Source organism: Shimia sp. SK013 (assembly GCF_001292625.1).
GTDB lineage: Bacteria > Pseudomonadota > Alphaproteobacteria > Rhodobacterales > Rhodobacteraceae > Shimia.
In genome coordinates this window covers 1-1,430 of sequence record NZ_LAJH01000020.1, presented here as the reverse complement: position 1 = coordinate 1,430, position 1,430 = coordinate 1, and the positions used below count along the sequence as shown (strand labels likewise).

The window sequence follows — 1,430 nt, the reverse complement described above, 5'->3', positions numbered from 1 at the left end:
GTTCATTCTATTATCGATGAGGTCTTCGACGACGGAGGGGTCTGCGAGTGTTGAGGTGTCGCCGAGTGCGCCGTAGTCGTTTTCGGCGATCTTGCGCAGGATGCGGCGCATGATCTTGCCGGAGCGGGTTTTTGGCAGTCCGGGCGCCCATTGGATCAGGTCAGGCGAGGCAATCGGGCCAATTTCCGTGCGCACCCATGTGCGCAGTTCCTTGCGCAGCTCTTCGCTTGGTTCCTGATCGTTCATCAGCGTGACGTAGCAGTAGATGCCCTGACCTTTGATGTCGTGCGGATAACCCACAACGGCAGCCTCGGCCACGGCAGCATGTGCCACCAGTGCAGATTCCACCTCGGCGGTGCCCATGCGGTGGCCCGACACGTTGATCACATCGTCCACGCGCCCGGTGATCCAATAGTCGCCATCCGCGTCGCGGCGGCAACCGTCGCCCGCAAAGTAGTAGCCTTTGTAGTCGGAGAAATACGTCTTCTCAAAGCGCTCGTGATCGCCATAGACCGTGCGCATCTGGCCGGGCCAGCTGTCGGCAATGCACAGCACGCCTTCGACATCGTTGCCGGTGATCTCTTCGCCGGACTGCGGATCCAGCACCACCGGATTGACGCCAAAGAACGGCTTCATCGCGGCACCGGGTTTGGTCGCATGCGCGCCGGGCAGGGGCGTCATCATGTGACCGCCGGTTTCGGTCTGCCACCAGGTATCCACGATCGGACAGCGTCCGCCGCCAATCACGTCATTGTACCAGGTCCAGGCCTCGGGGTTGATCGGTTCCCCCACGGTGCCAAGGATGCGCAGGCTGGAAAGGTCGCATGTCTCGACATATTCGTTGCCCTGACCCATCAGCGCGCGCAGCGCGGTGGGCGCGGTGTAGAACTGATTGACGCGGTGCTTTTCGCAGACCTGCCAGAAACGGGAGGCATCGGGATAGGTCGGCACGCCTTCAAACATCAAGGTGGTCGCGCCATTGGCCAGAGGCCCGTAGACGATATAGCTGTGACCGGTGACCCAGCCCACATCGGCGGTGCACCAGAAGATGTCGCCGTCTTTGTAGTCAAAGGTGTATTCGTGCGTCATCGCGGCATAGACCAGATAGCCGCCGGTGGAATGTACCACGCCTTTGGGCTGACCGGTGGAGCCTGAGGTATAAAGAACAAACAGCGGGTCTTCGGCGTTCATCTCTGCAGGTTTGCAGTAGTCGTTCGCCTCCATCGCCATCTCGTTGTAGTCGTAATCGCGCCCGTCAATCCAAGTGGTCTGATCGCCGGTGCGTTTCACAACGAGGCATTTGACAGTGTCTTTGGTGTGCAGGAGCGCCGCGTCCGCGTTGGATTTGAGCGCGGTTTTGCGCCCGCCACGGGGCGCGGTGTCGGCGGTGATGACAACCTTGGCGTCGCAGCCATTCACCCGCGCGGCCA

1 protein-coding gene is annotated in these 1,430 nt (G+C 61.0%); it reads right to left on the bottom strand.

The annotated features are described in order from the left end of the window. On the bottom strand, nucleotides 1–1,430 hold a 1,430-nt coding region (gene acs / locus SHIM_RS15870), incomplete at both ends, for an acetate--CoA ligase (protein WP_054003667.1).